The organism is Vibrio sp. WZ-1, assembly GCF_052037695.1.
Lineage (GTDB): Bacteria > Pseudomonadota > Gammaproteobacteria > Enterobacterales > Vibrionaceae > Vibrio.
The window spans coordinates 117,827-141,097 of sequence record NZ_JBQEQR010000083.1 but is presented as its reverse complement, the minus strand read 5'-3'; the positions used below and the strand labels follow the sequence as shown (position 1 = coordinate 141,097).

The window sequence follows — 23,271 nt, the reverse complement described above, 5'->3', positions numbered from 1 at the left end:
AAAGGGGGCTGGCAGGTTGTTATGGAGTTTAGAACATTGATGTTGGAAAAAAGTTCAAACTAGAAAGGAAGGAAATGACAAAAAGTACAATTATCTGGGAAAGAAAAAACCCAAGTACCACAGTTAGTGTGTGATGACTTGGGTTTACATGAAGTTTATGAAGCTTTAGCTGCTACTAATTCTGGAGCTTCGATGACTTCCTTTTCTTGATCTTTAAGCAGTCCGGTTGCGCCATTAGCATAGTCTTTAGGCTGCTCATTAGCTTCTTCTTGCTCTTCTGCTACATCAGTCGACATCGCTGTTTTCTTATCAAACGGGTTGTCTTGTTCTGGCAGGTTCGGAAGAAGTTCAGAAGATGTCTTCGCCATATGCTGGTATAGCTTGGTGTAGTCTTTACCCAAGGTATCCAACATTTCTGCAGTCTGTGCAAAGTGATCGACGAGCTCTTGACGTTGTTGTTCTAATTGGAATTTTGCGGCTTCTAGCTCTTTATGAACCGATTTTTGCTTTTTGTATTCTGGGGTGGTTAGTCTGCTTATGACTACGCCTACAATTGTACCGACCAGCAAACCCACAATGGCATAAATCCAAGGCATAACTGCTCCTTATAGTTGTTTTAACAAGTTTTTTACTACTTAGTTACACGCGGTGCAGGTCCATGTTACTATGCCTTGCACAGTCGATAAAGAAAAATAGAAGCCCTGTTTGTGGAGTGCAAGCACTTCTACAGAATGATACAAACTGACTGTTGCGTGACATTATTTCTCTGTTCCTCTGATACGACATATTGCTATGACACCATTAAAACGATACGAAAAAGATATTGTAGATAATGGCTTTCAGCGTGATGAAGCCCAACATAACGCCGTTGTTGCTTTAGATAAGCTCTACCACGACATTATTGCCTTCCAAGCTGCGCCAGTTCCTCAAGTTTCTAAATGGCAAAAACTATTAGGTAAAAAGCCTGAACTACCAGAGCCTCCCAAAGGATTGTATTTTTGGGGGGGAGTTGGGCGTGGGAAAACATACCTAATGGATACCTTTTATGACTCTCTTCCAACAGAGAAGAAGATGAGAGTTCACTTCCATCGATTTATGTATCGAGTCCATGATGAACTTAAGCGTCTGGGTGAAGTAGAGAATCCGTTATCGAAAGTCGCGGACCTGTTTAAGAAAGAAGCGGATATAGTTTGCTTTGATGAATTTTTTGTCTCTGATATTACCGACGCAATGATTTTGGCTACTTTGTTGCAAGAGATGTTCAAGCGCCAAATGGTATTAGTAGCCACATCGAATATTGAACCTCAGAACTTATATCGAAATGGCTTGCAACGAGCGCGCTTTATGCCAGCAATTGCGATGATTATTGAGCGCTGCGAAGTGTTGAACGTAGATAGTGGCGTCGATTACCGTCTTCGGACATTAGAGCAAGCTGAGATATATCACTATCCACTGGATGAGCAAGCGTCTGTTAACCTCAAGCTCTACTACCAACAATTGATCGGTGAAAGAAAGGCGGCCGTAAACAGGATCGAAATTAATCATCGAGAAATAGCGGTTATAGAAGCAAGTGATGGTGTATTACATGCCTCTTTCTCACAACTATGCCAAACACCGCGAAGCCAGAATGATTACATTGAGCTGTCTCGTATCTACCACACCGTACTATTGGCGGATGTGAAGCAGATGGACCGAAGAATCGATGACGCAGCAAGACGTTTTATTGCGTTGGTCGATGAGTTCTATGAGCGCAATGTTAAGCTTATTATATCAGCCGAGGTATCGATGGACTTTCTATATACAGAAGGACAACTGGAGTTTGAGTTTAAGCGCTGCATATCGCGATTAACCGAGATGCAAAGCCATGAATATCTCGCTAAAGAGCATTTGGCGTAAAAATCGGCAACTAATCTTAATAAAGTGAATAAAAAAATCGTGATTTAACGCAAAAAAAGGTGATTTTTTCTTCGCTCTTCTCTATAATCCTGCGACCCACCGTTACTGCAGACCTGATTATCGAAGTTATTTCGACATAAGAGGGTCGAGAGTACCAACGACTCGAAGGGGTGATGACTGGGCTCTTAGACAGTGTGGGAGCACCAATGGGTGTTCCTTAAAGTTTAAATTTTAATTAACGGGTTATTATTAGCATGAAAACTTTCGTTGCTAAACCAGAAACTGTAAAACGCGACTGGTACGTTGTAGACGCAGAGGGTAAAACTCTTGGCCGTCTAGCAAGTGAAATTGCATCTCGCCTACGTGGCAAACACAAAGCTGAATACACTCCTCACGTTGACGCTGGTGATTACATCATCGTTATCAACGCTGAGAAAGTTGCTGTAACTGGCAACAAAGCTAAGAACAAAGTGTACTACCGTCACTCTGAGTTCCCAGGTGGTCTAAAATCTATCACTTTTGAAAAGCTGATCGATCGTAAACCTGAGATGGTTCTTGAGCTTGCAGTTAAAGGCATGCTTCCACGTGGTCCTCTAGGCCGTGCTATGTACCGTAAGCTTAAAGTTTACGCAGGCGCTGAGCACAACCATGTTGCTCAACAACCACAAGTACTAGACATCTAATTGGGGATTTCGAAAATGGCAGAGAATCAATACTACGGCACTGGCCGTCGCAAAAGCTCAGCTGCGCGTGTTTTCATCAAACCAGGCAGCGGCAACATCGTAATCAACAAGCGTAGCCTTGATGAGTACTTCGGTCGTCCAACTTCTCGTATGGTTGTTAAACAACCTCTTGAGCTAGTTGAACTAACTGAGAAGCTAGACCTATACGTTACTGTTAAAGGTGGCGGTATTTCTGGTCAAGCTGGTGCTATCCGTCACGGTATCACTCGCGCTCTTATGGAGTACGATGAGTCTCTACGTCCTACTCTACGTGCAGCTGGTTACGTTACTCGTGACGCTCGTTGCGTTGAACGTAAGAAAGTTGGTCTACGTAAAGCACGTCGTCGTCCACAGTTCTCTAAGCGTTAATTTCCTCTTATCGGAAATTATGCTGTTCCAGAGTTACTCTGGAAACTGTGCATCAAAGCTCGGCTATATGCCGGGCTTTTTGTTTTTCAGAAGTAAGCATTTATTCATTTTCTTCTTTCGCACTCATTTTTACCCCTTCACTTAATATCCTCGCAACATTTACGCGCTCTAATTATGAGTTTTTACTCCTTGCACGTGCTACAAAGTTTGAGTAACAAAAGTGGCGATAACCTTCACATTCTTGAAATATCTTCTTGTCTAAATAACGGAAAATAACCGGAATACAAGGCTTTTTCTCGTATATTCAGATGTTCTTCGTTTCGCTTTCTTGTTACAAATCACATCTATTTTTTATAATTCTGCCGCTTTTGTGACGGCGTGAGCGATTTACCTCACAATTGTTACAAAAAGGTAGCTTTATCTTGTCAAAAAGTAGGGTTTTCTTTATCATTTCTCCCCAATAAATAGAACTAAATTCATTATTAGTTAGCCATGCTCTTATAAGCGGAATAATAACGATCCAAAGGGAGCAAATGGGAGAATGTTTGGATGAGCAACGCGCCTTTAAATAACGGTCGCAGGCGTTTTCTAACCGCTACAACGGCAGTTGTTGGTGGGTTAGGGGCAGCTGCCGTCGCCGTGCCTTTTATCAAATCATGGAATCCGAGTGCCAAAGCGAAAGCCGCAGGTGCGCCGGTGGAAGTGGACATCAGCAAAATTGAAGCTGGCCAGATGGTCCGTGTTGAGTGGCAAGGTAAGCCTGTATGGGTTGTACGCCGTACTCAAGAAGTGGTCGATAACCTTAAGAACATCGACGGACAGCTTCGTGACCCACAATCAGAAATGGAACAGCAGCCAGTTTATGCTCAGAACGCACATCGTTCGATCAAACCTGAGTATTTCGTGGCAGTTGGCTTCTGTACCCACTTAGGTTGTTCACCGACCTATCTACCTGACACTTTCTCAGAGCAAGTTCAAGGCGTTAAGTCTGGCTTCTTCTGCCCATGTCACGGTTCTAAATTCGATATGGCTGGTCGAGTGTTTCAGGGTGTTCCTGCACCGCTGAACCTAGTGGTTCCTAAGCACATGTATTTGAGTGATACGAAGCTCATTATCGGTGTTGATGAGGGAGATGCATAATGCAAGCACTATTAGACTGGGTTGAAAAACGACTTCCAGCGATGAATGCTTATAAAAAGCATTTGTCTGAATACCCAATGCCAAAGAACTTCAACTTTTGGTACCTTTTCGGTTCTCTGGCAATGTTGGTACTGGTTAACCAAATCCTTACGGGTATTTGGCTAACCATGAACTACGTTCCTTCTGGCGAAGGGGCGTTTGCTTCTATCGAATACATCATGCGTGATGTTGAGTACGGTTGGTTGTTGCGTTACATGCACTCAACTGGTGCATCAGCATTTTTCGTCGTGGTTTACCTGCATATGTTCCGTGGTTTGATTTACGGTTCATACCAAAAGCCTCGTGAACTACTGTGGATCTTCGGTATGTTGATCTTCTTGGTACTGATGGCTGAAGCTTTCATGGGTTACCTACTACCATGGGGTCAGATGTCATACTGGGGTGCTCAGGTTATCATTTCTCTGTTCGGTGCGATTCCAGTTATCGGTGACGATTTAACGCTTTGGATCCGTGGTGACTACATCATCTCTGGTGCAACGCTGAACCGTTTCTTCGCACTTCACGTAATTGCATTGCCTATAGTTCTACTTCTTCTGGTTGTGCTGCACGTATTGGCACTGCATGAGGTTGGCTCAAACAACCCTGATGGTATCGAAACTAAGCTACCAAAAGGTTCAATGGGCGACGATTACCAATCGCAGTTCAAGTTCCATGATTACTACTCGAAGAAATACGACATCATCGATTCGATTCCTTTCCATCCGTACGGTACGGTTAAGGACTTAGTTGGTGTAGCTGGCTTCTTGTTCTTCTTCTGTTACGTACTGTTCTTCAACCCAGAGATGGGGGGGTACTTCCTTGAGCCGCCTAACTTTGAAGCAGCAAACCCACTGAAGACACCTGAGCACATCGCTCCTGTGTGGTACTTCACTCCGTTCTACGCAATCTTGCGTGCGGTTCCAGACAAACTATTGGGTGTAATCCTAATGGGTGCGTCAATTGCAGTACTGTTTGTTTTACCTTGGCTGGATCGATGCAAGGTACGTTCTTACCGTTACCGTAGTAAGATCCACCTACTGAATATTGTTCAGTTCACTATCGCCTTTATTGCTCTGGGTATTTTAGGTGCACTACCGGCAACGCCGTTGTACACGATTCTGTCTCAGATCTTTAGCTTGTGTTACTTCATGTTCTTTGTGCTGCTGTTCTTCTATAGCAAAAATGAAGCGACCAAACCATTACCAGAGAGGGTGACATTCAAATGAAGAAGTGGATTGTAATTCTATTTGCTATGTTGCCATCTTTAGCGATGGCAGCGGGAGCCAATGTACCGTTAGATAAAGCGCACGTGGACCTATCAGATAAAGCTTCGCTACAAAATGGTGCGAAGCTATTCATGAACTACTGTTTTGCTTGTCACTCAACGCAATACCAGCGTTATGAGCGAGTAGCGACGGACTTGGATATTCCAATTGACCTAATGAAGGAAAACCTGATTTTCGACCCTGAAGCGAAAGTCGGTGACCTAATGGTTAATGCGATGCCTGCGAAGCAAGCTGGGGACTGGTTTGGTGCTCCACCACCAGATCTAACTTTAGTCGCTCGAGTTCGTGGTGCGGATTGGTTGTACACTTATCTACGTGCATTCTATGTTGATCCATCTCGTCCATTTGGTGTGAATAACATGGTGTTCCCAAGTGTTGGTATGCCACATGTTCTTGAGGAGCTACAAGGCATTCCTACCCCAGTTTACGGCACGAAAGTTGTCGACGGCGAAGAAGTTCAAGTCGTTGTTGGTACTGAAACGGACGGTACAGGTGAATTAAGCTCTGGTGAGTACGACAAAGCTGTTGGTGATCTAGTAAACTTCCTCGTTTACTCAGGTGACCCGGTTAAACTTGAGCGTCATGCGCTTGGTTGGTGGGTAATGGGCTTCCTAGTTCTACTAACAATCGTTGTCGTGATGCTCAAGAAAGAGTATTGGCGTGATGTGCATTAATTGTGCTATCATACCGTGCTAATTCCCAATTTTAATTGACGGATAATGGAGGCTTAGCCTCCATTATTTTTATTTGTAAGTGTACTGGAGGGCTCCATGGCTGTAGCTGCCAATAAACGTTCTGTGATGACTCTTTTCTCAAGTGCATCAGATTTGTATAGCCATCAGGTTCGCATCGTACTTGCTGAAAAAGGCGTAAGTGTTGAAGTTGAGCTTGTTGATGAAGCTAACCTTCCTGCTGAGCTTGTTGAGCTGAACCCATACAAATCAGTGCCAACTCTTGTTGACCGTGAGCTAGCTCTTTACGATTCGAAAATCATCATGGAGTACTTGGACGAGCGTTTCCCTCATCCACCTCTAATGCCTGTTTACCCAGTTGCTCGTGGTAACAGCCGTCTGATGATGTACCGTATTGAACGTAACTGGTACTCACTCGCTGAGAAAGTAATGAAGGGCAATGCAGAAGAATCAGAAAAAGCACGCATTAAACTGCGTAATGATCTTCTAACTCTAGCGCCTATCTTTGCTGAGTATGAGTACTTCATGAGCGAAGAATTTAGCCTAATCGACTGCTACCTAGCTCCACTATTGTGGCGTTTACCTCAACTAGGTATTGATCTAATTGGCCCAGGCTCAAAAGAGATTAAAGTTTACATGAACCGCGTTTTTGAGCGTGATTCATTCCTTGCTTCTCTTACTGAAGCTGAACGTGAAATGCGCCTAGTTCGCTAAGCGATTTAGATAACACGTTATGGATATTGCAAAAATGACTGCTCGCCGCCCATATATGCTTCGCGCATTTTATGACTGGCTGGTAGACAATGACCTAACGCCACACCTTGTTGTTGATGCAACTCTACCAGGTGTTCGTGTACCGGTTGAGTTTATTCAAGATGGTCAAATTATCTTGAACATTGCGCCGCGTGCCGTTGGTCAACTTGAGCTAGGTAATGATGCAATTACCTTTCACGCAAGATTCAGTGGTCGTCCTCACTCAGTTATTGTGCCTGTTTATGCGGTACACGCAATTTATGCGCGTGAAAACGGTGCCGGCACAATGTTTGAACCGGAAGAAGCGTATACTCACATTGAAGAAGAAGGGATTGTTGAAGAAGAACAGTCGCCAGCTTTCACTACCGTGAGTGACGAATCAGAAGGTGTGGACTCGGAGTCTGAAGAGGAAGAAGCGCCTCGTCCGAAAGGCCGCCCAAGCTTAAGAGTGATTAAATAAAAAAAGCAGCGTTATCGCTGCTTTTTTATTGTCGATTACTTTTAATTATTCGGCATCTGAGGCTGTTTCACCATACTGAAACCCTTTAATCACCTGCTTTACACCGGAGATATTTCTTGCGATATCCGTCGCTCTATTCGCTTGCTCTGTTGTTACGTATCCGAACAAGAATACTTCACTGTCTTCAGTAATTACTTTTACCTTTACACCATTCAGCTCGCTATCAGTAAGCAGTGCTGACTTCACCTTAGTTGTGATCCAGCTATCGTTGCTGATCTCGGTGACACTTAGCGGCTTTTTCAACTTAATTTGATTGTGAACATTCTTGACGCCTTCTACGTCTCGAGCTTTAGCCTCCAGATCGTTTACTAGCGCTTGCGTAGGTGCTTGGCCCATTAATACAACTGTTCCGTTATAAGAGCTGGCCACTACACGAACTTGACCTTTAAACGGAGCTTTATTTCCTAGAGCCGCAATCTCAAACTCGATGTTGTTGTCTTGCCATATTTCTTTTGTTGTGCGGGTGTCAGTCACTATATTGGCCGTTGTTGCTGCTCCAGCAATAAACAAACCAGCACAGCCACTTAGGCTAAACATCGTAAGTAAAATGACAAGGCATCGTGTCATAGCGTTATACTCTCCAGCTGGTTATTCGTCGTGTGCAGGGAAAAGCACCTGATCGGTCAAGTCACACAGGCAATGTAACGTCAACATATGAACTTCATGAATACGTGCGGTTCGGTGAGATGGAATGCGAATTTCTACGTCGTTTTCACCGAGTAGACCTGCCATTTCACCACCATCTTTGCCCGTAAGAGCGATGATCGTCATATCACGTGTCACGGCTGCTTCCATTGCTTTAATGATGTTTTTACTATTACCGCTAGTTGAAATCGCCAGTAGGATATCACCAGGTTGGCCAAAAGCACGTACCTGCTTAGAGAAGATCTCTTGGTAGTGGTAATCATTGGCTACCGCAGTCAGAGTTGTGTTATCTGCTGTTAAGGCCATTGCGGGTAGGCTAGGGCGTTCAGTTTCGAATCGGTTTAAAAGGCAAGAAACAAACTGCTGCGAGTTCGATGCACTGCCACCATTGCCACAACATAGAATCTTATTGCCATTGAGCAAACTCGAGACCATAGCTTGAGCTGCGTGAGTGATGGCATCTGGCAGCGCTTCTGCTGCTGCAATTTGAATTTGAATACTTTCTGTAAAACTGTCTTTAATGCTATCTAGCATTGTTTATCCTTCAGAGATTGCGTTTTGTATCCAGTTGATGTCTGCTCCGCTGTTATGAATTGCGATAACATCAAATCTGTAATCAGTAGTATGCGCGGATAGATGCCGTTTAAGTAACCACAAATTTGCGGTTTTCACCAATCTGCGCATTTTAGCCGATGTAACCATTTCGGCCGCCGAGCCAAAGCTATCATTCTTACGATATTTGACCTCAACAAAGACGATAGTTTCGCCTTGTTGGAAGATTAAATCAATTTCGCCAACTTTAGTCAGAAAATTTTGATCGATAAAGCGTAAACCCTGGCTCTGTAAATATTGCTTTGCCAGGGTTTCATATTGGTTGCCAATTTGTCGCTTACTAAAGAGCCCCACGTTCCGCCCAGCTCAACTCTCGCTGTACAACGCAGTTATTATCTATGCTTAGGGCGCCTGTTTGACCTGGTACGGAATAGCCTGGAACCACCTTCATTTGTGGCAGTTCACCCATGAGCTTGTAGGCGTCCATACCTAGAGCTTCTAGGCGCTTTTCCATATTTGATTGGTTTGGCCAAAGCTCAGTCATTTCCGCCTTTAGAGAAGGGTCGGCATCAATAAGTAGTGGGATATCACTATAAATAATACCGGTGAGATCTTCATATACCGTATCGCCACTGTTGCTGCGAGAGTTTGAGAATAATTGCGGTGGTTTAGCATCAGGGTTAATCGCAACTTCAATAAATGGTTTAATAAGCGTTAACTCTGAACTGCGTGCAACGATGTAGACCGCATCAACGTCTCGTCGGCTACGAGGTTGAGTCTCTAGCGGAATGCGCAGCAATGATTGCATTTGGGCAATTCGTTGTTGGCTCTCTTGTAGGCCAAAAACGTCGTTGATGTTTTTTTGTAGCTGGCGCTTATCACCAAAGTAGCTCGCCGCAACTTTGTTAGAACTGTATTTCGTCCATTCGTCATTGAAGGCTTCGACAACTCGTTGGCCAAATGAACCATTTGGCGCAAGAATCATAGGAAATTGATAGCCTTGGCTGAATAAGTGTTTGGCGGCTTGAGCTACTTCTTGTTCTGGCGATAGTGCTAGGTAACAAATGTCATTCCCAGGTTGTACATCTTCTGGAATGTTTAGTGCTAGCGCAGGAATATGTGGGCCATTTAAACTGCCATCCAAGCTCGTTTGCAATAAAGTCACATTCTCTTTCTGTAATGGGCCAACGACGAAGTCAATGTTCTCGTTGCTCAAACGTTGTTTGATTTGGTCTGCGCTGTAGGCATGCGTATCAATAACAGTCAGAGTTGCGTTCGGATCACGATACTCATCGTTCATCATTGCAAAGATAAAGCCATCTCGAATCAATTGCGCTTGAGGGGCGAACTTACCAGTAAGCGGAAGTAATAGGGCCGTATTGTTTGGCTTAACAATTTCTAATGCCAAAATATTTTGGATTTCTGCTGGAGTATAAACTGCTGCAGGGTGTGATGGATTCTCACTCAACCAGCGTTCCAGCGTATTTTTTAATTGGGGGATATTACCGGCAAGAGTTTTAGCGTAAATCGCTAATTGTAGCCAGCCATCTAAAACGTCTTCACTCGCTTCGGTACGTAGCGAGGTCAGCTCATATTCTGAATAACTTGCAAAGTTCATCCAGATTCGACTTGAAATAGCGGCTTGCTCAGATGGCGATGAGTACTGACTAAGAGCAACCAGTTGTCGGTTTGCATCAAAGGGTTTGTGCAAGCTTTGGAAGGCATCCGCACGCAGAGTGTAATAGTCCTTCCACTGCTCTGTTGGTAGTTTCCACCACGGCTGAAAGTTCAACTCTTGCAATAGCTGCTGGTAATTGCCCTGTTTCTGTTTCAACGTCGCACGAGTTAGTTGCCACTCAGCTTGCTGAACTTCAGTAAGTTGTTGGCGTGAAAGACGTTTTAGTAGTAACTCAGCTTGATCGAATTCATTTGCCTGGATAGCAGCCTTAGAAGCCATAATAAGCCAATCATTCTGTAGGCTACCTTCAGTGCTATCTGCTTGAATCATGTAGTTCTGAACTGACTGGGTTGGCTCTAGCGTAATGTCTACGCTGTCTGGTTGCTTTGGACCAGAGGAACAAGCCGCCAACGTAATTGCCAGTGCAACAGGAGTGAGTAAGCGTGGTACACTGAGTCTCTTATGGTTCATCATTGCCGTGAGTTCTCTATAATTTTGTACAAAATTGTCTCTATATTAATCGTTGAAGTGATGCTAAACAAATGACAGATAAAAATAAGTTGCCAAATGAGGGGCCAACTCTCTACATCGTACCGACTCCAATCGGAAATTTAGCGGATATCACACAACGCGCTATCGAAGTTCTGTCGAATGTGGACATCATTGCCGCTGAGGATACTCGACATACGGGCAAATTACTGTCTCACTTCAATATCCAAACTAAAACTTTTGCTTTGCATGATCACAATGAGCAGCAAAAAGCGCAAGCCTTGGTCGAAAAACTACTTTCAGGTCAGTCTATTGCTTTAGTCTCTGACGCTGGAACGCCACTAATTAGCGATCCAGGGTACCATTTGGTAACAAAATGTCGTCAAGCGGGCGTAAGAGTTGTGCCTCTTCCTGGTGCGTGTGCAGTCATCACAGCGTTAAGTGCTTCTGGTTTACCATCAGATCGTTTCAGCTTTGAAGGCTTTCTACCACCGAAAAGCAAAGGTCGTAAAGACAAGTTCTTGGAAATTGCGTCAGTGGAACGCACTTGTATCTTCTATGAGTCACCACACCGTATTTTGGACTCTCTACAAGATATGTTAGACGTTCTTGGCCCTGAACGAGAAGTTGTCTTGGCGCGTGAGCTAACGAAAACCTTTGAAACCATTCAAGGAATGCCGCTAGGTGAACTGATTGAGTGGGTGAAGAGTGACGATAATCAGCAACGTGGTGAGATGGTTCTGCTTATTCACGGTCATCGTGACTCAACCGAAGATACGTTGCCAGATGAAGCAACCCGTACGCTGGGTATTTTGACGAAAGAGCTGCCATTGAAGAAAGCCGCAGCACTTGCCGCAGAGATCTATAGCCTAAAGAAAAACGCACTGTATAAGTGGGGTTTAGAGAATCTGGGCTAGAAGCTCTCAGAACGCTGACACTTCAGGAATACTTCGCTTCGAGAGGCGGGGGCCGAGAAGTGGGCTTTAGTCGTTTCGTTCAAGAGTCGTTAGCTTTCAGAGTTGTTTAGATAAGATTGATAAGGGGTGTCGTTAACGCGGCTCCCCTTTTGCTTATGGAAGCTGGCGCTTCGGGAGCGCTCTGCTTTTAGAATGCTGCCTTTTTGACCACTTAACTGACCGTTTTCAGCATTTCTGTGATCTCACTAGACTCTGAGGGGATAACTCTATACAATCCGCCCTCGGAGCTGACTGGGTAGTCGCTGCTTTGTTGATGTCCTTCGGGAGACTGACGTCGAAGTCCCTTTGGGAGACTGACGTTGACGTCCTTCGGGAGACTGACAAAGGGGAGGAAAGTCCGGGCTTCATAGAGCAAGGTGCCAGGTAACGCCTGGGGGGCGCAAGCCTACGACAAGTGCAGCAGAGAGAAGACCGCCGATGGCCCTAGGGCACAGGTAAGGGTGAAAGGGTGCGGTAAGAGCGCACCGGACGACTAGTAATAGTTCGTAGCAGGGTAAACTCCACCTGAAGCAAGACCAAATAGGCCTCCACATTGCGTTGCTCGCGTAAGGAGGCGGGTAGGTTGCTCGAGCCAGTGAGTGATTGCTGGCCTAGACGAATGGCTACCGCCGCGCAAGCGGAACAGAACCCGGCTTATGTGTCGGCTCCACCTATTCGAGACCCATCATTACTTCGGTAGTGATGGGTTTTTTGCATTTTATTGACGCAAACTATGTCATTACCAATAAACTTGGCGCTGAATCACGTCTAACTTTAGACTTGTAGTGGCGATGATGTGGGAAATCAGTACACTAGGTCTACATGCCCTAGAAATCGCTTCAAGATCATTCAACGAGAAAGCTATGACCGAAACATTCCAACATATCTCTGTGTTATTAAATGAGTCCATTGATGGCTTGGCTATCAAACCCGACGGTACCTATATCGATGGAACATTTGGCCGTGGTGGTCACAGCCGAACTATCTTGTCGAAACTAGGTGAAAATGGCCGACTTTACAGCATCGACCGTGACCCACAAGCCATCGCAGAAGCGGGAAAAATTGATGATCCTCGCTTTACCATTATCCATGGCCCATTCTCGGGCATGGCGCAATATGCAGAAGATTATGGCTTAGTAGGCAAAGTGGATGGTGTTCTACTCGATCTTGGTGTGTCATCCCCTCAGCTTGATGATGCTGAGCGTGGCTTTAGCTTCATGAAAGATGGGCCGCTAGACATGCGCATGGATCCAACGTCAGGCATTCCTGTATCTCAATGGCTGATGGAAGCCGATCTTGATGATATTACTTGGGTCATTCGAGAGTTTGGTGAAGACAAGCATGCACGTCGTATTGCTAAAGCAATTGTGGCATACCGTGAAGATGAAGAGAACGAGCCAATGGTTCGTACGGGCCAGTTAGCGAAACTGATTTCAGATGCGGCACCAAAAAGTTTCAAAGAGAAAAAACACCCTGCGACTCGTGCTTTCCAAGCATTCCGTATTTACATCAACAGTGAACTAGAAGAAATTGATACAGCACTAAAAGGCGCTGCGAGCATTTTGGCTCCAGAAGGTCGTTTGTCAGTGATCAGTTTCCATTCTCTGGAAGACCGTATGGTGAAACGCTTTATTCGTAAAGAGAGTAAAGGCCCAGAAGTGCCACACGGAATCCCAATGACAGAAGAGCAAATTCGTGCGCTTGGCAGTGCGAACATGAAGCCTATTGGTAAAGCGATTAAGCCTACCAAGCAAGAGATTGACATGAACCCGCGCTCTCGTAGTTCAGTACTCCGTATTGCAGAAAAACTGTAGTAATCATGACGAAAACCACTCCTAACCTTGCTAAATTAATCGCAATGGATTTGATAACCGTTGGTCGATGGCCCTTATTGCTGATGCTGCTGATATTTGCGTCTGCAATGGGGGTGGTTTTTGCTACCCATCATGCTCGCCAAGCGATTACTGAAAAAGATCTCACTTTAGTAGAGCGAGAACGCTTAGATAACGAGTGGCGTAACTTGATGCTAGAAGAGACAGCGCTTGCTGAGCACAGTCGCGTTCAAGATCTGGCTAAAAAAGAGTTAGAAATGAAGCGTCCTGATGGTGATAAAGAAGTGGTGATCACACTAAAATGATTGGAAAGAAAACCAAGACTAAGCAAGGAAAGGCTTCCTCCTCAAAGCCAAAAGTCGACAAAAAAGAAACTGCAAATAAACCGAGTTCTCCTCAAACACTCGATAACCCGTTCTTAATTCGATGGCGATTTCACCTCTTACTGTTCTTCGTTTTTTGCGCTTTCGCGCTGTTAGTTGGCCGAGTTGCGTACATCCAGGTTGTTGAGCCAGATAACCTGATTAAGCAAGGTGATTTGCGCTCTGTCCGCGTTAAGTCTCTTCCATCTGCTCGAGGAATAATCTCTGATCAAAAAGGAGAGCCTCTTGCTGTCAGTGTACCCGTAGAAGCCGTATGGGCCGATCCTGCTACAATTTTTAAAGACAAAGCACTAGATCAAGTTCAGAGCTGGTATGCCTTAGCAGACGTATTGGGTTTAGATCGCCAAGGCTTAATTAACAAAATCAAAAAGAACGAAAAGCGCCGTTTTATCTACTTGCAACGCCAAGTGAGCCCAGCGATGGCAAACTACATTCGAGAGTTGAAGCTGCCTGGCGTTGGGCTCAAGTCAGAATCACGTCGTTATTATCCAGCAGGAGAAGTGAGTGCACACCTTGTGGGCGTTACGGGTATCGACGGACACGGCCTAGAAGGGGTTGAGCGTAGTTATGATAAATGGCTTACAGGCGAAGCTGGCAAAAAAACAATTCGAAAAGACCGATACGGACGAGTTGTTGAAAATATTTCTCTAGAGGAAAAGGAAGAAGGTAAGCCTCTACAGTTAACGATCGATCAAAGACTACAAGCCATCGCATACCGCGCAATTAAGCAAGCGGTCGCTGACCACAGGGCGACATCGGGTTCTGCCGTCATGCTAGATGTTAAAACAGGGGCTGTTCTTGCGATGGTCAACGCACCGTCATACAACCCAAATAATCGCAGTGATTGGCAGAGCTATAAGATGCGCAATCGCATCATTACTGATTCTATGGAGCCAGGTTCTACGATCAAACCGTTTGTTATTCTTGCTGCGCTTGAAAATGGTGTCGCAGACAAGGATACCATTGTTGATACTGGTAACGGTATCCTTCAGCTTGGTGGCAGCCGAGTTCGAGATGTATCGAAGGTGGGCAAAGCAAGCCTGACTGAAATTCTCAAAAAGTCGAGTAACATTGGTGTGACTAAGTTGGCGATGCAGATGCCAGTAGAAGCCTTACTTGGACTATATAATTCGGTTGGTTTAGGTGAGGTTTCAGGGCTAAACCTAGTTGGTGAGGTTACGGGTATATTCCCTACCAGAACGCGTTGGTCTCCAATTGAACGAGCAACCATTGCCTTTGGTTACGGTTTGTCGATAACACCTATTCAACTAGCACATGCCTATGCCACATTGGGAAATTTAGGTAAGTACGAGCCCATTCATATTATCGAAAGTAATGATCGAAATATGGCTCGCCAAGTGGTAAGCAAAGAACATGCGCGTCAAGTTTTGGATATGCTAGAAACCGTAACTCAGAAAGGTGGTTCGGCTCGTCGAGCTGCGGTGCCAGGGTACCGAGTTGGAGCCAAAACGGGTACTTCACGTAAGGCTGCTGCTGGTGGCTACAGTGATGAATACATTACGTATACTGCAGGTTTGGCGCCTGTGAGTGATCCAAGAATTGCTCTCGTGGTGATCGTAAATGAACCTCAAGGTGATGATTACTATGGTGGTTCGGTGGCATCGCCTGTCTTTTCTGAAATAATGAAAGGTGCACTGCAAATTCTAAATGTTGCCCCTGACGAAAATAAATTCCAGCAGTAGGTTTGAACCTGCTGCGATAGCATTAAGAACTGAGCTGTAGCTCGGAGAACAAATATGACTAAAGCCATCAGTATGGACACGCTACTTTTAAATTGGGTTGATTGCTCGAGTCTGTCATCGATTGTTGTTTCTGAACTGGAACTCGACAGTCGAAGAGTTCAATCAGGTACTACTTTTGTCGCCATTATTGGCCATGTTGTGGATGGGCGTCAGTTTATCCCGACAGCCATTGAGCAAGGTGCAAACGCAGTTATTGCTCAAGCATGCGTTCTAAAACCACACGGCACGCTTGAAATTGTTGATGACGTACCAGTGATCTATCTTGAGGAGCTTGATAAGTGCTTGTCTGAAATAGCTGGCCAGCTTTATCACTACCCAAATATGGAGCTGATTGGTGTCACGGGCACGAACGGAAAAACCACCATCACTCAACTGATTGCGCAGTGGATTGATTTAGTCGGTTCAAAAGCAGCGGTTATGGGTACCACAGGTAATGGTTTCCTCGATAATCTACAACAAGCTGCAAATACCACGGGTAATGCTGTCGAAATACAAAAGACACTCGCCTCATTAGCCGAACAAAACGCAAAATACACCGCGCTTGAAGTCTCTTCCCATGGTTTGATTCAAGGTCGCGTTAAAGCGCTAGCTTTTGCTGCGGGTGTTTTTACTAACCTAAGTCGTGATCATCTGGATTACCATGGCACGATGGAAGAATACGCTAACGCTAAGTTCACCCTATTTACTGCTCATCAATGTGAGCACGCAATCATTAACGTGGATGATGAAGTGGGCGCGACATGGGCGAAGCAACTATCAAATGCTTTAGCTGTGTCACTCAAACCAGCACCAGAATTTTCACAGACAGTGTTTGCAAATCATATCGCTTATGCAGAATTGGGCATTACGATTGAATTTGATGGCAAGTTTGGTGACGGCACGCTGAACGCTCCGCTTATCGGTGAGTTCAATGCGGCAAATCTCATGTTGGCATTTACAACATTACTTAGCTTGGGCTTCAGTAAGCAGGACTTACTTGCTACAGCAGCTCAGTTGCAGCCTGTGCTTGGGCGTATGGAGTTGTTCCAAGCTGACGACAATGCAAAAGTCGTGGTTGATTACGCACACACTCCTGACGCACTAGAGAAAGCGTTGCAAGCTTTACGCGTGCACTGCCAAGGTGAGCTTTGGGCTATTTTCGGTTGTGGTGGCGATCGTGACGCGGGTAAACGACCAATGATGGCGGAAATCGCCGAACGTTTGGGTGACAAAGTTGTGCTTACCGATGACAACCCTCGTAGCGAAGACCCGGTACAGATAATGAGAGACATGTTGACTGGTCTAACGAAACCAGCGGAGGCCATTATTCAACACGACCGCTTTAAGGCGCTGTCCTATGCTCTTGAACATGCCTCTTCTCAAGACATTATCCTTCTGGCTGGTAAAGGTCACGAGGACTACCAAGTTTTAAACTCTGGAACTATTCATTACTCTGACCGAGAGTCAGCCATGACACTATTGGGGCTTTCATCATGATCACGGTAACGCTTTCTCAAATAGCTGACATCACTGGCGGTACGCTGGTTGGTAATGACCTGTCTATTGAATCAGTGTCGACTGATACTCGTGCTATTGAACAAGGTGCGCTGTTTGTTGCATTGGTTGGTGAGCGCTTTGATGCGCACGACTTCTGTAAACAGGCGGTAGAGTCAGGAGCAGGCGCATTATTAGTGCAAAAGCACGTTAATGTGAATGCGCCACAAGTCGTTGTTGAAGATAGTAAGGTTGCATTAGGTAAAGTGGCTGCTTGGGTTCACAAGCAGTGTGAAACGCCAACGGTTGCTATCACGGGCAGTTGTGGCAAAACAACGGTGAAAGAGATGGTTGCTAGTATTCTGCAATCAAAGGGACAGGTGTTGTTTACCGCCGGCAATTTTAACAATGATATTGGTGTGCCACTGACACTACTTCGTTCTCAGTTGTCAGATGACTACGCTGTGATTGAGCTAGGTGCGAACCATATTGGTGAAATTGCTTATACGACTCAACTTGTTAAGCCTGACATTGCGCTGGTCAACAATGTGGCTGCGGCTCACCTTGAGGGTTTTGGCTCAATCGATGGTGTTAAGCAAGCAAAAGGTGAGATTTATCAGGGCTTGCCACCCAAGGGTGTCGCGATCGTAAATTTGGATAGTCAGGGTGAGGAGGTGTGGAAAGAGGTATTGTCTGATAAACATGTCATTACATTTTCACAAAATCATTCAAATGCTGACTATTATGCGTCTAAGATCGTTTTAAATACCTCAGGAGAGGCGAGCTTTGTTCTCCATGATCAACCTCGTAAGCAAAGCTTTTCTATTGAACTGGGAATTATCGGTCAGCACAACGTTGCAAATGCAATTGCTGCATCCATCATTGCTTTCAATATGGGAGCGACGGTAGAAGAAATTCAAGCTGGTTTGAAGAACTTAAGCAAAGTAAAAGGTCGAGTTGAAGTTGAGCAGCTTAATGCAAACGTTAAATTGATCGATGATAGTTACAACGCAAGTGTGCCGGCAATGAAAGCTGCCGTTGACCTTCTCGGTACTTTTCAAGGCGAACGTTGGTTGATTTTGGGCAATATGGCGGAATTGGGAGACGAAAGTCTTGCACTTCACCGTCAAGTCGGAGAACATGCTGCCCCACTAAATTTTGAACATGTGTTGACGTATGGCTTTGATGCCAAGGTTATCAGTGACCTTTGTTCTGGTCTCCATTTTGAAACACATGAAGCGATGATTGACTACATCAAGCAGCAGCTTACCTCCACGAGTTCTGATAACCATACCGTTCTGGTTAAAGGTGCAAACAGTGCAGGTATGTTTAAAATAGCGGCTGCTTTGAAGGAGTATTTTTAATGATTATTTGGCTTGCCGAGCTGCTACAGCCATACTTTTCTTTCTTTCGATTGTTCGAATACCTCTCTTTCCGAGCGATTTTGAGTGTACTAACCGCACTTGGTCTATCTCTTTGGATGGGACCAATCATGATCAAGCGACTGCAGTTGTTGCAAATTGGTCAGGTTGTACGTAACGAAGGCCCAGAATCTCACTTTAGCAAGCGTGGTACCCCTACAATGGGCGGTATCATGATTTTAGCTGCTATTTCGATCACTATTCTTTTATGGGCTGATTTATCAAACCCATACGTTTGGGCTGTACTGACGGTACTGTTAGGTTATGGAGCGGTCGGCTTTGTCGATGACTATCGTAAAGTCGTGCGTAAGAATACCGATGGTCTGATTGCGCGTTGGAAATACTTCTGGCAATCATTGATTGCATTTGTTGTGGCGTTCGCATTGTATGCGTATGGCAAAGATACCGCTGCAACTCAGCTGGTGGTGCCATTCTTCAAAGATATCATGCCGCAGCTTGGTTTGATGTACATTGTTCTGACCTACTTCGTTATTGTGGGGACCAGCAATGCGGTTAACTTAACCGACGGCCTAGACGGTCTAGCTATTATGCCAACGGTTTTGGTATCGGCAGGCTTTGCCGTGATTGCTTGGGCGACAGGCAACGTGAATTTTTCTGAGTACTTACATATACCATACTTACCACACGCGTCTGAGTTGGTTGTGGTATGTACGGCAATGGTAGGTGCAGGTCTTGGTTTCTTGTGGTTTAACACTTACCCAGCACAAGTGTTCATGGGTGATGTTGGCTCACTTGCTCTTGGTGGCGCACTTGGCACCATTGCAGTATTGGTTCGTCAAGAGTTGGTCTTAGTGATCATGGGCGGTGTATTTGTAATGGAGACGTTATCGGTAATTCTACAGGTAGGTTCTTACAAACTTCGTGGCCAGCGTATTTTCCGCATGGCACCGATTCACCACCACTACGAATTGAAAGGTTGGCCAGAGCCTCGCGTAATCGTGCGCTTCTGGATTATTTCTATGGTTCTTGTTCTGATTGGTCTAGCGACACTGAAAGTGCGTTGATCGCACTTTCCAAGAACAAGACAAATTGCGTGATCAAATATGGAACGTTGGCAAAACATACATAAGGTCGTCGTTGTAGGGCTCGGTATTACCGGGCTCTCTGTCGTTAAACACCTAACAAAAACACAGCCGCAACTGACGGTTAAAGTCATCGATACACGTGCGACTCCTCCGGGAGCTGAGCGCTTACCAGAACAAGTTGAACTGCACAGTGGTGGTTGGAATACTGAGTGGCTTGCAGAGGCCGACTTAGTGGTGACTAACCCGGGTATTGCCTTAGCGACACCAGAGATACAAGCGGTTCTTGCCAAAGGAACGCCAGTCGTTGGTGATATCGAACTTTTCGCTTGGGCAGTCGATAAGCCTGTCATTGCGATTACTGGTTCGAACGGTAAAAGCACCGTTACTGATTTAACGGGTGTAATGGCGAAGGCTGCAGGCTTAACAGTGGGTGTTGGTGGCAATATCGGTGTTCCTGCTCTCGATTTGCTAGAGCAAGACGCGGATTTGTATGTGCTTGAATTGTCGAGCTTCCAACTAGAAACTACCTCAAATTTGAAGCTTAAAGCGGCTGCGTTTCTGAACCTTTCTGAAGATCATATGGATCGCTACGAAGGTATGGCGGACTATCGACAAGCTAAGCTGCGTATTTTCGATAGCGCGGAATTAGCGGTTGTGAACCGAGATGACCCAGAAACCTTCCCTGAAACTGATGTGCCAATGGTGACATTTGGCAGTGATGCGCAAGCTTACGGTCTTGAGTTTGATGGTCAACGAACTTGGCTACTTGATCACGATCAGCGTGTTATTGCCAGCGATGAGCTGATGCTTGTTGGGAAGCATAACTTGGCTAATGCATTGGTTGTACTTGCGCTGCTGAAAGCTGCTGACGTGGATTATCGCAAAGCTTTGAATGCACTGAAAACTTACACGGGTTTGACACATCGATGCCAAGTGGTTGCGGATAATCGGGGTGTAAAATGGGTGAATGACTCTAAAGCAACGAATATAGCAAGCACTATGGCTGCGCTTTCCGGTTTAGAATCGCCAGGTAAATTGTATTTGTTGGTAGGTGGTGTTGGTAAAGGCGCGGATTTCACCCCATTAAAACCGATCTTCGCGACACTTAACTTGCAACTGTGCTGTTTTGGTGCAGATGGCGATGAGTTTATGCCATTACATGAATCTGCAACTCGCTTTGATACAATGGAAGATGTGATTCAGCAAATATCTTCGCAGTTAAAAACGGGGGATATGGTGATGCTGTCTCCGGCATGTGCTAGCTTTGATCAATTCGATAACTTTATGGCAAGGGGTGATGCATTTGCAGCTCTTGCTAAGAAATATGCATAATTAAAGGTTACACACTTCGTGGGTTTAGGTAACGTTAAACGCAGCATTGGCACTTGGCTTAAGCATCCGGCACCAGAGGCGCTCTTCGATCGCCAACTTGTTTGGATTGCGCTGGGTTTGATGTTAACGGGCTTGGTTATGGTGACCTCAGCATCCTTTCCAATCAGCTCACGTCTGACTGACCAGCCTTTCCACTTCATGTTTAGACATGCCACTTTCTTGGTACTTGCGCTGGGGGCATCATGTGTGATTCTTCAGATACCGTTAGAGCAGTGGTTTAAGCGAAGTCACTACCTACTAGGAATTTCATTTGCGTTACTCATTATTGTTTTGCTAGCGGGTAAATCGGTCAATGGTGCATCGCGATGGATCCCGTTAGGTCTATTCAACTTACAGCCCGCGGAAGTCGCTAAGTTATCGCTGTTTATCTTTATGTCTGGCTACCTAGTACGTAAGCAAGAAGAAGTAAGGCAAACCTTTTTTGGTGGATTTATGAAGCCAATCATGGTGTTTGCATTCTTGGCAGTATTATTGCTCGGTCAGCCTGATTTAGGCACCGTAGTCGTAATGTTGGTGACCCTATTTGGTATGCTATTTATCGCTGGGGCGAAACTGACTCAATTCTTAGCACTGATGATTGCAGGTATTGGGGCGGTTGTTGGGTTGATTCTTATCGAACCCTACCGAATGAGGCGTGTAACTTCTTTCTTAGACCCATGGGAAGACCCATTTGGTAGCGGCTATCAGCTTACCCAATCTTTAATGGCATTTGGCCGTGGAGAATGGTTCGGGCAAGGCTTAGGTAACTCAATTCAAAAACTCGAATATCTGCCTGAAGCTCATACCGACTTTGTTTTTGCAGTGTTAGCAGAAGAGCTAGGCTTTGTTGGGGTTGTCTTGGTACTCATGCTAATTTTCAGTTTAGTACTAAAAGCCATTTACATTGGCAAGCGTGCTTTCGAAGAAGGCGAAATGTTTGGTGGTTACCTTGCGTTTGGTATCGGTATTTGGTTTGCGTTCCAGACGCTAGTTAACGTTGGCGCTGCTGCGGGTATTGTTCCAACTAAAGGTCTAACTCTACCGCTGATCAGTTACGGTGGATCAAGTTTAATTATTATGTCTGTAGCAGTGTCTATATTGCTGCGTATCGATCATGAATGCCGCTTAAAGCGCGGCCAGAAAGAACTAGAAAAACAAATCGATGAAGAAAAATAAACGTTTGATGGTGATGGCTGGTGGTACTGGCGGTCACGTATTCCCAGGTCTTGCAGTAGCAAAGCAGTTACAAGCACAAGGTTGGGACATTCGCTGGCTAGGCACAGCGGATAGAATGGAAGCCGATTTAGTGCCAAAACATGGCATTGAAATCGACTTTATCAAAGTAAAAGGTCTACGAGGTCAAGGCATTAAGCGCCTTCTTGCGGCACCATTTCAGATCATCAATGCCATCATGCAGGCTCGCGCTCATATGAAGCGCTGGCAGCCAGATGCAGTGCTTGGCATGGGTGGTTACGTTAGCGGCCCTGGCGGTATTGCTGCTTGGATGAGTGGTATTCCAGTTGTTCTGCATGAACAAAATGCAGTCGCTGGTCTTACTAACCAATGGCTATCAAAAATAGCGAAAAAAGTATTCCAAGCTTTCCCTGGTGCTTTTCCAAATGCAGAGGTGGTTGGTAACCCCGTTCGCGAGGACGTGACTCAACTGGAGGAACCTGCAGTACGCATGCAAGAGCGCCAAGGTCCAATTCGCATTCTTGTGATGGGGGGGAGCCAAGGTGCACGCATTCTTAACCAAACTCTGCCAGAAGTTATGGTGAAGTTGGGCGAAAATTACTGTATTCGTCACCAAGCGGGTAAAGGCGCTGCTGATGAAGTGAATGCTGCTTACCAAGCGAATGGCGTAGCGAACGCAGAAGTAACCGAATTTATTGATGATGTTGCGCAGGCGTATGCATGGGCAGACCTTTTAGTTTGTCGCTCAGGTGCTTTGACGGTATCAGAAGTGTCTGCGGCGGGCGTGGGCGCTATTTTTATACCGTTCATGCATAAAGACCGCCAGCAAGCTCTGAACGCAGACCATCTCGTGGACTGCGGTGCAGCTAAGATGATCGAACAACCAGATTTAACCGTTGAGTCTTTGACTCAGCAGATCCAACTATTGGATCGAAAAGCTTTACTTACAATGGCCGAGCAAGCACGTAGTGCAGCAAAGTTAGAGGCGGACAAAACAGTCGCGCAAGCCATTGTCGCTTTGACCGAAAAGCGTTAACGAATTATTGAGAAT

At 45.4% G+C, this 23,271-nt stretch carries 23 protein-coding genes and 1 other RNA gene; 19 read left to right on the top strand and 5 right to left on the bottom strand.

The genetic code is table 11. The features are described from left to right. Nucleotides 1-155: 155 nt before the first annotated feature. A complete protein-coding gene (gene zapG, locus ACTS60_RS20535; RefSeq protein ID WP_440889765.1) occupies nt 156-596 on the bottom strand; it encodes a Z-ring associated protein ZapG in 441 nt (146 codons plus the stop codon). A 196-nt stretch (nt 597-792) separates the two neighbouring features. Here zapG and zapE point away from each other — a divergent pair, with 196 nt between their 5' ends. The 8 genes from zapE to sspB all read left to right on the top strand — a co-directional run bounded on the left by zapE (nt 793) and on the right by sspB (nt 7,357). Next, the gene (gene zapE / locus ACTS60_RS20530) at nt 793-1,896 is read left to right on the top strand and encodes a cell division protein ZapE (RefSeq protein WP_440889764.1); all 1,104 of its coding nucleotides are present in this window, start codon (nt 793-795) and stop codon (nt 1,894-1,896) included. 254 nt (nt 1,897-2,150) lie between these two features. Next, a complete protein-coding gene (gene rplM, locus ACTS60_RS20525; RefSeq protein WP_012842158.1) occupies nt 2,151-2,579 on the top strand; it encodes a 50S ribosomal protein L13 in 429 nt (142 codons plus the stop codon). Between the two features lie 15 nt (nt 2,580-2,594). Continuing rightward, on the top strand, nt 2,595-2,987 hold the full coding sequence (gene rpsI / locus ACTS60_RS20520) for a 30S ribosomal protein S9 (RefSeq protein WP_005436094.1): 393 nt from the start codon (nt 2,595-2,597) through the stop codon (nt 2,985-2,987). 549 nt (nt 2,988-3,536) lie between these two features. Continuing rightward, the gene (gene petA, locus ACTS60_RS20515) at nt 3,537-4,127 is read left to right on the top strand and encodes a ubiquinol-cytochrome c reductase iron-sulfur subunit (protein ID WP_440889763.1); all 591 of its coding nucleotides are present in this window, start codon (nt 3,537-3,539) and stop codon (nt 4,125-4,127) included. Continuing rightward, a complete protein-coding gene (locus ACTS60_RS20510) occupies nt 4,127-5,392 on the top strand; it encodes a cytochrome b (RefSeq protein WP_010445835.1) in 1,266 nt (421 codons plus the stop codon). Before petA ends, ACTS60_RS20510 begins: the two co-directional genes overlap by 1 nt. After that, nucleotides 5,389-6,126: a cytochrome c1 gene (locus ACTS60_RS20505; RefSeq protein WP_440889762.1), complete on the top strand. Its 738-nt coding sequence runs from the start codon at nt 5,389-5,391 to the stop codon at nt 6,124-6,126. Before ACTS60_RS20510 ends, ACTS60_RS20505 begins: the two co-directional genes overlap by 4 nt. Nucleotides 6,127-6,222: 96 nt before the next feature. Further along, nucleotides 6,223-6,858, top strand: a complete 636-nt coding sequence (gene sspA / locus ACTS60_RS20500; RefSeq protein WP_010445837.1) for a stringent starvation protein SspA — start codon at nt 6,223-6,225, stop codon at nt 6,856-6,858. 19 nt (nt 6,859-6,877) lie between these two features. Then, nucleotides 6,878-7,357 (top strand): ClpXP protease specificity-enhancing factor, encoded by a 480-nt coding sequence (sspB, locus tag ACTS60_RS20495; protein WP_440889761.1) that lies wholly within the window; start codon nt 6,878-6,880, stop codon nt 7,355-7,357. A gap of 45 nt (nt 7,358-7,402) precedes the next feature. Here sspB and ACTS60_RS20490 read toward each other — a convergent pair whose 3' ends face one another. Genes ACTS60_RS20490 through ACTS60_RS20475 form a run of 4 tightly spaced genes read right to left on the bottom strand, consistent with a single transcriptional unit; the run spans nt 7,403 to nt 10,766 of the window. Further along, nucleotides 7,403-7,984, bottom strand: a complete 582-nt coding sequence (locus ACTS60_RS20490; protein ID WP_440889760.1) for a BON domain-containing protein — start codon at nt 7,982-7,984, stop codon at nt 7,403-7,405. A 21-nt stretch (nt 7,985-8,005) separates the two neighbouring features. Continuing rightward, entirely contained in the window at nt 8,006-8,596 is a 591-nt protein-coding gene (locus ACTS60_RS20485; RefSeq protein ID WP_010445840.1) for a phosphoheptose isomerase, read from the bottom strand. Between the two features lie 3 nt (nt 8,597-8,599). After that, a complete protein-coding gene (locus tag ACTS60_RS20480) occupies nt 8,600-8,968 on the bottom strand; it encodes a YraN family protein (RefSeq protein WP_440889759.1) in 369 nt (122 codons plus the stop codon). Next, nucleotides 8,955-10,766, bottom strand: a complete 1,812-nt coding sequence (locus ACTS60_RS20475) for a penicillin-binding protein activator (protein ID WP_440889758.1) — start codon at nt 10,764-10,766, stop codon at nt 8,955-8,957. The genes ACTS60_RS20480 and ACTS60_RS20475 overlap by 14 nt, the downstream gene beginning before the upstream one ends. Before the next feature lie 68 nt (nt 10,767-10,834). Between ACTS60_RS20475 and rsmI the strand changes: the two genes are divergently transcribed. From rsmI to murG, 11 genes are all read left to right on the top strand, one after another. Beyond that, the gene (rsmI, locus tag ACTS60_RS20470) at nt 10,835-11,698 is read left to right on the top strand and encodes a 16S rRNA (cytidine(1402)-2'-O)-methyltransferase (RefSeq protein WP_010445844.1); all 864 of its coding nucleotides are present in this window, start codon (nt 10,835-10,837) and stop codon (nt 11,696-11,698) included. A gap of 283 nt (nt 11,699-11,981) precedes the next feature. Continuing rightward, nucleotides 11,982-12,410: RNase P RNA component class A (rnpB, locus tag ACTS60_RS20465), an RNA gene on the top strand. 190 nt (nt 12,411-12,600) lie between these two features. Beyond that, nucleotides 12,601-13,551: a 16S rRNA (cytosine(1402)-N(4))-methyltransferase RsmH gene (rsmH, locus tag ACTS60_RS20460; RefSeq protein WP_440889757.1), complete on the top strand. Its 951-nt coding sequence runs from the start codon at nt 12,601-12,603 to the stop codon at nt 13,549-13,551. 5 nt (nt 13,552-13,556) lie between these two features. Continuing rightward, nucleotides 13,557-13,874 (top strand): cell division protein FtsL, encoded by a 318-nt coding sequence (gene ftsL / locus ACTS60_RS20455; protein ID WP_440889756.1) that lies wholly within the window; start codon nt 13,557-13,559, stop codon nt 13,872-13,874. Next, nucleotides 13,871-15,655, top strand: a complete 1,785-nt coding sequence (locus ACTS60_RS20450; protein WP_440889755.1) for a penicillin-binding transpeptidase domain-containing protein — start codon at nt 13,871-13,873, stop codon at nt 15,653-15,655. Before ftsL ends, ACTS60_RS20450 begins: the two co-directional genes overlap by 4 nt. Nucleotides 15,656-15,709: 54 nt before the next feature. Then, on the top strand, nt 15,710-17,191 hold the full coding sequence (murE, locus tag ACTS60_RS20445) for a UDP-N-acetylmuramoyl-L-alanyl-D-glutamate--2,6-diaminopimelate ligase (protein ID WP_440889754.1): 1,482 nt from the start codon (nt 15,710-15,712) through the stop codon (nt 17,189-17,191). Next, on the top strand, nt 17,188-18,552 hold the full coding sequence (locus ACTS60_RS20440) for a UDP-N-acetylmuramoyl-tripeptide--D-alanyl-D-alanine ligase (RefSeq protein ID WP_440889753.1): 1,365 nt from the start codon (nt 17,188-17,190) through the stop codon (nt 18,550-18,552). The genes murE and ACTS60_RS20440 overlap by 4 nt, the downstream gene beginning before the upstream one ends. Further along, a complete protein-coding gene (gene mraY / locus ACTS60_RS20435; RefSeq protein WP_440889752.1) occupies nt 18,552-19,634 on the top strand; it encodes a phospho-N-acetylmuramoyl-pentapeptide-transferase in 1,083 nt (360 codons plus the stop codon). The genes ACTS60_RS20440 and mraY overlap by 1 nt, the downstream gene beginning before the upstream one ends. Nucleotides 19,635-19,673: 39 nt before the next feature. After that, on the top strand, nt 19,674-20,987 hold the full coding sequence (gene murD / locus ACTS60_RS20430) for a UDP-N-acetylmuramoyl-L-alanine--D-glutamate ligase (RefSeq protein ID WP_440889751.1): 1,314 nt from the start codon (nt 19,674-19,676) through the stop codon (nt 20,985-20,987). 18 nt (nt 20,988-21,005) lie between these two features. Then, nucleotides 21,006-22,202 carry a cell division protein FtsW gene (ftsW, locus tag ACTS60_RS20425; RefSeq protein WP_440889750.1) on the top strand — a complete coding sequence of 399 codons (1,197 nt, stop codon included), beginning with the start codon at nt 21,006-21,008 and terminating at the stop codon, nt 22,200-22,202. Continuing rightward, nucleotides 22,189-23,256, top strand: coding sequence for an undecaprenyldiphospho-muramoylpentapeptide beta-N-acetylglucosaminyltransferase (gene murG, locus ACTS60_RS20420; RefSeq protein ID WP_440889749.1), 1,068 nt, complete (start codon nt 22,189-22,191; stop codon nt 23,254-23,256). Before ftsW ends, murG begins: the two co-directional genes overlap by 14 nt. Nucleotides 23,257-23,271: the final 15 nt, after the last annotated feature.